Source organism: Spirillospora sp. NPDC049652 (genome assembly GCF_040675125.1).
GTDB lineage: Bacteria > Actinomycetota > Actinomycetes > Streptosporangiales > Streptosporangiaceae > Spirillospora.
In genome coordinates this window covers 1-4,432 of record NZ_JBFAOF010000614.1, presented here as the reverse complement: position 1 = coordinate 4,432, position 4,432 = coordinate 1, and the positions used below count along the sequence as shown (strand labels likewise).

General features: G+C 74.4%; 5 protein-coding genes. 3 read left to right on the top strand and 2 right to left on the bottom strand.

Translation table 11 applies throughout. From position 1 onward, the window contains the following. Both AB0J52_RS29095 and AB0J52_RS29090 read left to right on the top strand, forming a co-directional pair. Positions 1-151, top strand: a 151-nt coding sequence (locus AB0J52_RS29095; protein WP_500185708.1) for a hypothetical protein, incomplete at its 5' end; no start/stop codon positions are given. 89 nt (positions 152-240) lie between these two features. Further along, positions 241-1,491 (top strand): M20 metallopeptidase family protein, encoded by a 1,251-nt coding sequence (locus AB0J52_RS29090; RefSeq protein WP_500185706.1) that lies wholly within the window; start codon positions 241-243, stop codon positions 1,489-1,491. A gap of 24 nt (positions 1,492-1,515) precedes the next feature. Here AB0J52_RS29090 and AB0J52_RS29085 read toward each other — a convergent pair whose 3' ends face one another. Further along, entirely contained in the window at positions 1,516-2,637 is a 1,122-nt protein-coding gene (locus AB0J52_RS29085; RefSeq protein WP_500185704.1) for a TDT family transporter, read from the bottom strand. A gap of 92 nt (positions 2,638-2,729) precedes the next feature. On the opposite strand from AB0J52_RS29085, the gene AB0J52_RS29080 reads away from it, so the two are divergent. Further along, on the top strand, positions 2,730-3,659 hold the full coding sequence (locus AB0J52_RS29080) for a LysR family transcriptional regulator (RefSeq protein WP_500185702.1): 930 nt from the start codon (positions 2,730-2,732) through the stop codon (positions 3,657-3,659). Positions 3,660-3,668: 9 nt separating this feature from the next. Here AB0J52_RS29080 and AB0J52_RS29075 read toward each other — a convergent pair whose 3' ends face one another. Further along, positions 3,669-4,244, bottom strand: a complete 576-nt coding sequence (locus AB0J52_RS29075; RefSeq protein WP_500185700.1) for a YceI family protein — start codon at positions 4,242-4,244, stop codon at positions 3,669-3,671. Between the last annotated feature and the right edge of the window lie 188 nt (positions 4,245-4,432).

The following is a 4,432-nucleotide window of genomic DNA, read 5'->3' as shown; positions in this document are numbered from 1 at the left end:
CGGCTACACCGGCCAGTTCACCGTCCGCGGCCCGGCCGCCGACCTGTTCCTGCTGCTCAGCAGGCGCATCACGGCGGACGACCCACGGGTGAAGGTGGTCGGCGACCGGGCGCTGCTCGACCACTGGACCTCGCTGACCGCCTTCGGCTGAGGCTGTCGCGCGCGGGGCCCGCGGGGATAGCGTGGAGCGGAAGATCGTTTCTTCGGAAGACCGTTCTCCCGAGGTTCTGGAGGCCCCCCATGTCCCGCTCCACGGTCCCCGGCCCTGGCGCCGGCACCGCCGACGGTTCGGCGCTGCGCGAGGACGCCGCCGCGCTCCGCGACGACCTGGTCCGCCTCCGCCGCGCCATCCACCGCGAACCGGAACTGGGGCTGGACCTCCCGCGCACGCAGGAGAAGGTGCTCGCCGCGCTGGACGGCCTGCCGCTGGAGGTCTCGACCGGCGAGCGGCTCAGCTCCGTCACCGCCGTCCTGCGCGGCGCCCGGCCCGGTCCGACCGTCCTGCTGCGCGGCGACATGGACGCGCTGCCGGTGACCGAGCGCGGCGACGCCGACCTCATCTCGCGGGTGCCCGGCGCGATGCACGCCTGCGGCCACGACTTCCACACCAGCATGCTCGCCGGGGCCGCGCGCCTGCTCGCGGACCGGCGCGAGGGCCTCGCCGGGAACGTGGTCTTCATGTTCCAGCCGGGCGAGGAGGGCCTCGGCGGCGCCCGGATCATGATCGACGAGGGTGTGCTGGACGCGGCCGGGGAGCGTCCGGTCGCCGCGTACGCGCTGCACGTGCTGTCGGCGGCCGTGCCGTCCGGGCTGTTCGTGTCGCGCGGCGGCCCGATGCTCGCCGCCGCCGACCGGCTCCGCGTGACCGTCCGGGGCGAGGGCGGGCACGGCTCGATGCCGCACCTGGCCAACGACCCGCTCCCGGCCGCGTGCGAGATGGTCAACGCCCTGCAGACCATGGTGACCCGGCGGTTCGACCCGTTCGACCCGGTGGTGCTGACCATCGGCACCTTCCACGCGGGCACCATGGACAACGTGATCCCGGACGAGGTGAAGTTCGCCGGAACGATCCGCTCGTTCTCCGGGCACGCGCACAAGGAACTGGCCGAGCGGTGCGTCGCCCTCGTGCGCGCGATAGCCGAGGCCCACGGCCTGGAGGCGGACGTCGAGTACGTCCAGGACTACCCGGTCACCAACAACGACGCCGCCGAGGCCGCGTTCGCGGGCGACACCGTGCGCGAGGCGTTCGGCGCCGACCGGTACCTCGACGCGCCGCGTCCGCTGCCCGCCTCGGAGGACTTCTCGTTCGTGTGCAACGAGATCCCGTCGGCGTTCGTCGCCCTCGGCGCCTGCCCTCCCGGGGTCGACCCGGCCAAGGCCGCCAACAACCACTCCCCCGAGGCGGTCTTCGACGAGACCGTCCTCCCGGACGGCGCAGCCCTGCTCGCCGAACTGGCCACCCGCCGCCTCAGCGCCGAGGCACCCGCCTGACCCGTCCCGGGCCCGACGCCAGGGTCAGCGGGGCGGGAGCAGCAGCCGACCCGTCCGCAGCCCGCGCACGGTGTTGGCGCCCGCGGCGACCCATCCGGCCGCGAGCAGCAGGTAGAGCGCGACCGCGACCCAGGTCATGGCGGTGAGGCCGGTGGCCCTGGCCAGCGCGGACGCGCCGGTCACGCACGTCCCGACGGGGAAGGTGAACGCCCACCACGTCATCGCGAACGGCATGCCGGACGCGAAGGCCCGGCGGTTGGCGGCCAGGCACAGCACCAGCCACACCAGCGCGAACCCGATCACCGGCACCCCGTACAGGACGCCGAACACATGCATGGCGCGGGCGTACTCCGGGACGGCGGCGGGCGCGGCGGCACCGAGCGCTCCCACGGCCGTCGTGGACTGGCCGAGCGGCCCGAGCACCAGGAACAGCGTCGGGGTGAGCGCCAAGGGGGCGAGCTTGTCGTGCGCGATCCGGTGCCAGACGACCGGGAGCAGCACCAGCGTCAGCATGAGGCTCGCGCCGAACATCGCATAGCAGCCGTAGAGCATGGTCTCGCGGGCCTGGCCGGGCGGGAGGTGCGGGATGAGCGCCGGGCCGGTCGCAGCGGCGACCATCGGCGCGACCACGGGCAGCAGCCACGTCGGGTTCGCGGTGCCGGGCCGGATCTCGTGCCGGGTGGCCATCAGGTAGGGGATGCCGAACGCGACGAGCAGCGAGTAGGCGGTCCCCGCCGTCCACAGCACCCAGTCGGCGGCCACGGCGGCGGGCTCGCCCAGGACGTCGCGGCCGACCGTGAGGGTGCCCGCGCCGACCGCCAGCAGCGCCATCGGCGGGCAGCCGTAGAAGACCGAGGTCGCCGGATTCTCCAGCAGCATCGCGCGCGCCTCGGCCCGGTACCGGGCGAAGTGGACGAGCCGGGCGGCCATCAATGCCACCAGCATCACCAGTCCGAGCGCCCAGAACACCACCGCGGCCCGGTGCAGGCCGGGGACCGGCACGGGCAGCGCGTTCGCCCCGTTCGCCATGATCGCCGTTCCCATGACGGCGGCGTACCAGTTCGGCCCGAGGTGGCGGAACGCCTCGGCCGGACGGTCGAGCTCCCCCAGAATGACCCGCTGCGGCGGTGCGACGGTGATCCCCATGCCTCGAGAGTGCCGCCGCCCGGAGGCGATCAGTAGTGGTCACGGCCCTATGGGGCCATAAACGAAACTTATGGCCGGGTTAGACTGGGATCGTGCCGTTGTCCCACCGCGTCCCCGATCTGGCCGCTCTCGAACTGCTGCTCGCGGTCGTCCGGCTGGGCAGCGTGGGGCGCGCGGCGGCCGAGCTCGGCGTCACCCAGCCCGCCGCAAGCGCGCGGATCCGGTCGATGGAGCGGCAGCTCGGCATGCCGCTGCTGGAGCGCTCGCCGCGCGGTTCGCGCCCCACCCAGGCGGGTGCGCTGGTCGCCGAGTGGGCCCAGCAGGTGGTGGACGCGGCGCACGCCCTGGACGCGGGCGTCGGGGCCCTGCGCGAGGGGCGGGACGGGCGGCTGCGCCTGGCGGCGAGCCTGACCGTCGCCGAGTACCTGATGCCGGGCTGGCTGGTGGCGCTGCGCGAGACGCGCCCGGACACCGCGGTGACGTTGCGCGCCGCCAACTCGACCGCCGTTGCCGAGCTCGTGCGCGCGGGCGAGGCCGACCTGGGGTTCGTGGAGGGCGCGCGCAAACCCGCCGGGCTGAGCGGCGCGGTCGTCTCCACGGACCGGCTCGTCGTCGTGGTCGCGCCCAGGCACCCCTGGGCCCGCCGCCGGTTCGGGATCACGCCGGAGGAACTGGCGACGACGCCGCTGATCCTGCGTGAGGAGGGGTCCGGGACGCGCGAGGTCCTCGACCGGGCGCTCGCCGCGCACGGGGGCGCCGCTCCGCCGATGGTCCAGCTGGCGTCCACCACGGCGCTGAAGGGGTCGGCGGTGTCCGGGGCGGGGCCGGTGGTGGTGAGCGAGCTGGCCGTCACCGACGAGCTGGCCCGGGGCCGGCTGGTGGACGTCCCGGTCCGCGAACTCGATCTCTCGCGTCCGCTGCGGGCGGTCTGGCCTGCGGGAACGCGCCCGGCGGGGCCGGCGCGCGACCTGCTGTCGCTGTGCCGCCACACGGGTTCGGCCGCCGCGTCCGCCTCGTCCTGAGGGGCCCGGCTAGGCGGTCTTGACCAGCTGGATCTCCAGCTGGATGGCGATCGCGTCGCCGAGCACGACCTTGTCGCCCTGGAGCGGGATGTTGAACTCGATGCCGAAGTCGCGGCGGCTGATCTCGGCGGTGGCGGTGAAGCCCGCGCGGACGCCGCCCCACGGGTCCTCGCTGACGCCGTGGAACTCCGACAGCATCCGGACCGGGCGGCGGACGCCCCGCACGGTCAGCTCGCCGTCCACGTGGAAGCGGGGCGTGCGCGCGCGGCGGCCGACGGTGGCGGGCTCGACCCCGGTGGAGGTGAAGCTCATCACCGGGTGCCGCTCGACGTCCAGGAAGTCGGCGGACCGGACGTGCGCGTCCCGCTCGGCGTTGCGGGTGTCGAGCGAGGCCAGCGTGATCTCGGCCCGCGCGGACGAGGCGAACGGGTCGTCCGCGATGTGCGCCTCGCCGGCGAAGTCGGGGAAGGTCCCGCGCACGGTCGTCATCAGGTGCCGGACGGTGAAGGTGATCTCCGAGTGCGCGGGATCGATGGCCCAGCGGCCGGACGTCAGCCCGGGCGCGACGGTGTCCAGCGTCAACATTCCCCCAAATGTCTACTTTGCACGCAGCGCCCGCGAATCTACCTCAGAAGCATCCATACAGGCATAATCCGGGCTCCCCCTCCGGCGCCGCGCCCGCCGCCGGGCACCGCCGTCCGGCCGCCCGCCCGCGCCGCCCGCATGCCCGCCGGATCGGCGGGCATGAAGCAGGACGTGATCGGAGAACACGT

Coding starts and splice junctions, on each gene's coding strand:
- AB0J52_RS29085 (WP_500185704.1), bottom strand. CDS start 2,637: ATGGGGATCACCGTCGCACCGCCGCAGCGGGTCATTCTGGGGGAGCTC.
- AB0J52_RS29075 (WP_500185700.1), bottom strand. CDS start 4,244: ATGTTGACGCTGGACACCGTCGCGCCCGGGCTGACGTCCGGCCGCTGG.
- AB0J52_RS29090 (WP_500185706.1), top strand. CDS start 241: ATGTCCCGCTCCACGGTCCCCGGCCCTGGCGCCGGCACCGCCGACGGT.